Below are 5,031 nucleotides of genomic sequence, written 5' to 3' on the forward strand. Positions count from 1 at the left end.
TAGCAATAGTCCAAGAAGCATTACGTGAAACAGCATCATAATTATCTGCTCCAGAAACATATCTCACAGTTCCAGGCAAAACATCCCAAACACTAACAACAGTAGCATCAGACAAACCATCATTCTTAACAGAGATAGTGTAATCGATTAAATCACCAACAACAGCACTAGTAACATTAGCCTTCTTGCTAATAACCAATTCCACATTAGGAACAACCGTAACATTATCACTAGTCTTATTAACAACAGTCTTATTCTCACTACTATTCGCAAACGCAGTATTAGACAAATTACCAGCAGCAGTAACATTCACAACAAGAACAACTTCAACAGACCTACCAGCCTCAATCTTAGCAATAGTCCAAGAAGCATTACGTGAAACAGCATCATAATTATCTGCTCCAGAAACATATCTCACAGTTCCAGGCAAAACATCCCAAACACTAACAACAGTAGCATCAGACAAACCATCATTCTTAACAGAGATAGTATACTTAATCAAATCACCAACAACAGCACTAGTAACATTAGCAGATTTGCTAATTGTTAAGTTAACAAATGGATCAGCATCCACATCAATAGACTTATTAGTAACAGGAGTATTATTCTCAGTACTGTTAACAACAACATTATTCACAATAGTGCCGGCATCAACAACTTTAACAACCAAAATGAAAGTCTCAGATGCACCAACACCAAGAGAATCAACCCTCCAACCATTAGCAACAACACTACCATAACCAGAACTAGATTCAGCAGAAATAACCTCAACAAGAGCACTGTCAACCACATCAGTCACATTAACATCAGTAGCAACAGACAAACCATTATTTTTCACAATAATAGTATACTTAAGCTTATCTCCAACAAGAACAACATCATCAACAGTCACATTAACAGTCTTATTAACAGTCAAATTAACAAACGGACTGACAGTAACATTATCACTAGTTCCATTGGTTTTAGTTTTGTTTTCAGTGGAGTTAGCAAATGCTGTGTTTGTGAAATTACCTGCTTTAAGCACACGTACAATGACTTCAACGGATACAGGTTGACCTACATCCAACTTGTCAATAGTCCAGCTAACTAAATTGGAACTGTTAGTACCTCCATGAGTTGCAGAAACAAATTCAAATGCTTCATTAAGCTCATCAGTAATATTGACATTAGTTGCATTGATAGTACCTGTGTTATTTACAGTGATTGTAAATTTAACCAAATCTCCGACAACAACACTGGACTCATTAGTAGTTTTGTTAACTTCCAGAATAACAATATCCGTTTTATTTACTTCAATGGTTACATTTGCACCATAGTTAGTTTCTGTACCGTTGATTTTGGTTATGTTAGCATAATTTGTGATATTGCCGTAACCTCTAACCTTAACTTTAATAGTTAAGGAGACTGTTTTGTTCCATGGCAAATCAAATGACCATAAACCAGTTTCAGGATTATAACTGGTATCATTAGCAGACACGAATCCTAATCTTTTATCTAAGATATCAGATAATTCAATGCTGATTTTTTCAGGATGTTGAAGAATTACTCTATTTGGATCAGTGTAATCAGTTAAATCGATATTTGAAACAGTAATTGTATATTCAATTTCATCACCAACATTCGGTGTTGCATTTGTCACCGTTTTGGTTACATTGATTTCACATTGAGCAACATCCAGGTATAATGTCTGATAATCAATAGTTGATGAAACATTATGTTTTAAGAAATTGTTATTTGAGTACAATACATAATCCTGATTAATTATTGGAGCAGTATCGTGACTAAAATGACCAACGTTTTCATCAGCAGTTTTATTATTGACTTTATAAATCACGGTCCTTTTAGCAATATTATGGCCTAACTCAGATTCGCTGTCAGTAGTGCGATTATAATAATCTTTTAAGGTTGTTGTTAAATTGACACCTTCACCAATGATTGGTTGGGTCTCATCAGTTACAAAGAAATGCATTATCACCCAGGTATCCGGCAAGAAATAGGTACCGGATTGTCCTGACTGAACATTAATTTGAACTCTTTTCTGTTTATCTGTAGTTCCAAACGGATCGTTTTCTCCCCACCAGTTATATTCAAGGGAATCTACTTCACTATCGGTAATAGCAATATCAGCAGGAAGATCCCATGTGTTACCCATATTCTCTAAAATTACATTATATTGAATAAATCCATTTTTGGTATAAATTGCTCCACCAGAATACTGGTTTGAATTATTAATGAATATATTTTCAATAGCTGTTGTGTAATTTAGTGAATATATTGCACCACCTGTTCCGGCATGACAATCAGTGAAATTGTTGTAATATGCATAAGTATCATTGGCATAAATAGCTCCACCTTTGTCCGCATTATCTGAACAGATTATATGATAAAATGAGGAATTAGTTACATTTGCAACGTTTGCGTAAATTGCTCCACCAGATGAACGTGCACCGGTAATATTTGTGAATGTTGAATTGAATACATACACATAATTACCACCTTTAACAGCACCATTTTGACCATTGGAAGAATCAATATCCTTTAAAGTTGAATTACACAAGGAGATATTTTCTTCAGCATAGATACATAAACCGTGAGTTTGTCCATCCTGGTCAATAAGAGTAGCATTCCTAAAAGTACAATTCTCAACATATGCATTAACACCAGCATATACAGATCCTCCATAAATGGTAGAACCATGATATGAGAAATCCAAAAATTCAGTGTTAATGATTGTAGCATTTGATTTAGTGGAAATTATCATACCTGTAGCACTACCTGCCTCAGAGTGAATTTCATCGAAAGTACAGTTTTCAACATATAAATTATCTTTTGAAAATACAGAACCTCTATAAGTAGCACCTATTGCATTAGAACCATATACATATGAATTTGTCAAATTCAAAGTTCCATTAGAACCTATACCTATTCCATAGATTGTAGAACCACTAATAGTGTTATTAATAAACATAGTGTTATTTACAACAGCATTACCTTCAGAGAAAATAGCTCCATCTGAATTATTAGTGAAAATACAGTCATAAATATCTAAAGTTCCATTAACATAACCTGCAGCATAAAGTTCAGCCTGATTATTGGTGAAATTAGAATTATATATTTCAACATTACCTAAAACGCGTATAGCTCCACCATAACTATGTTGAGCTTTATTTATATGGTCAAATGTCGCATTTCTAATTGTCATGTCACCTTCAGCATAAACTGCACCACTATAGTCTCCATTTTGGTCATCAACTTTCATATATACATCGGAAATTGTTGAATTTTCAACATTCACATTACCTTTTGCATAAATGAATCCGCCATCACCATTTTCATTAGTAGCAGCAGACCCATTAACACTGGAATTATAAAAATTAACGTTTCCTTCACTGTATATTGCACCACCAGCATATTGGGCATAATTTGCACCAAAAGTTGAATTTAATACGTTAACATCACCTTTAGCGTAAAATACCCCACCATTTGATGCATAATTATTATCATAAAAACCATTGTTTTCAATATTATTACAGTTTTTAATGGTTATGGACGAATTATAGTTCTAGACATTAAATATTTATAGTATTTGTGTATAATATAATAGTATGGGACGAAATATTTTAATCAATAAAGACATTCCTCTTAGTAAAATTAGGAGTGAAAAAGCAAAAATAAAAAGTGAATGGGCTTATTTTGAGAAATTAACTTTCATTGAAGATGTTTATGCTGGTGAAAACGTTAATTATGCTATTGAAAAACGAGGTAAAACTGCACAAACAGGATACAATTGGGTTAATGCTTGGAACGAATCAGGCTTCGAAGGATTGAAAAGAAAACCAGGATCAACTGGAAAATCAAAATTAACAGAAAACGAACTCAAAGAACTAAAAAAATTAATAAAAAAAAGAAAATTAACTGGAAACCGTCAAATTAAAAAATTAATTCAAGACAAATTTGGTGTTACTTATTCTGAAAGACAGATTAGTCGAATAATGGATAAATTAAACTTTGGTTATGCAAAACCATATGTTATACCTGCTAAATCACCAGAAGATGCAGATGAACAATTAAAAAAAACATCGAAGAAGCGGAAGTCTCTTTAGAAAAAGATATTGTAGGTTTTATTGATCAATCTGGAATACAAAACAGAAACAATAATAATCGCCAATATTACGACAAAGATGATGACAATATTAAAAAAGAGAATATTGAACGACTTAAAATTAATGGAAATGGATTTCAAATGGTAAATGGCAATTCTTTAATTTTATGTCAGCCAAATACAAGAACCTTTGAATTTATAAAAGCTTTAATTCAATTACGAATTGCTAATTGTAATGATAGAGATATTAATGAAATGCTTATAAATGTTCTTTTAGATGATGATTTGGATGAAAAAAGAATATTTGAAGAATTATATGAGTTATTTGAAGAAATTGATGTTGAAAATGAAATTATAAATTTAATAGAAAATACTACATGTTCTAAAAAGAGTTTATTGTCAAAGATTAAAAATAAGGTTGATTCTATTAATCCTAATAAATCTGAGAATATTGAAGAAATTCAAAAGAATTTAATTATTGAAAACTTAAAAAAATCAAAATTACGAGAAATATTGGAAAATGAAAAACGAATAGTTCTAATAGCAGACAATTATACAGTTCATAGAGCAACATTAGTTAAAGAAGCATGTATCATTTTAAATATAAAAATTGTATTGTTACCCACTAATTCTCCACAATTAAATCCTATAGAACAAGTTTGGAAATCAATAAAGAAATATATGAGTCATTTCTATCTTGATAATTTAGAACAAATGAAACAATTATTTACAGAAGAATTTTACAGGATTGTAGACAATGAAAGTTTTTATACAAACTGGTTAATTAAGTTTATCCCTGATTTTAATTGTTAAAATTAAAATAAAAAAATTATTATCGTTTAAATTTGAATTGGAGTGCCTTGAGAAAAATTAAAAAAATCAATGAAAATAAACACAATTACTATAAATTTTCAATGTCGAGAACTATA

The 5,031-nt window shown here is 31.2% G+C and carries 3 protein-coding genes; 2 read left to right on the forward strand and 1 reads right to left on the reverse strand.

All coding sequences use genetic code 11. The annotated features are described in order from the left end of the window. Window positions 1-3,547 (reverse strand): right-handed parallel beta-helix repeat-containing protein (locus tag IJQ68_RS06575; protein WP_342765138.1); only part of this gene is annotated, 3,547 nt, incomplete at its 3' end. Window positions 3,548-3,605: 58 nt separating this feature from the next. On the opposite strand from IJQ68_RS06575, the gene IJQ68_RS06580 reads away from it, so the two are divergent. Beyond that, window positions 3,606-4,103 (forward strand): helix-turn-helix domain-containing protein, encoded by a 498-nt coding sequence (locus tag IJQ68_RS06580; protein ID WP_292798441.1) that lies wholly within the window; start codon window positions 3,606-3,608, stop codon window positions 4,101-4,103. Window positions 4,104-4,243: 140 nt separating this feature from the next. Then, a complete protein-coding gene (locus IJQ68_RS06585) occupies window positions 4,244-4,915 on the forward strand; it encodes a transposase (RefSeq protein ID WP_292798443.1) in 672 nt (223 codons plus the stop codon). The last annotated feature ends 116 nt before the right edge of the window (window positions 4,916-5,031 follow it).

Origin of the sequence: Methanobrevibacter sp., from assembly GCF_017447225.1 — an archaeon.
Taxonomy (GTDB): Archaea; Methanobacteriota; Methanobacteria; order Methanobacteriales; family Methanobacteriaceae; genus Methanocatella.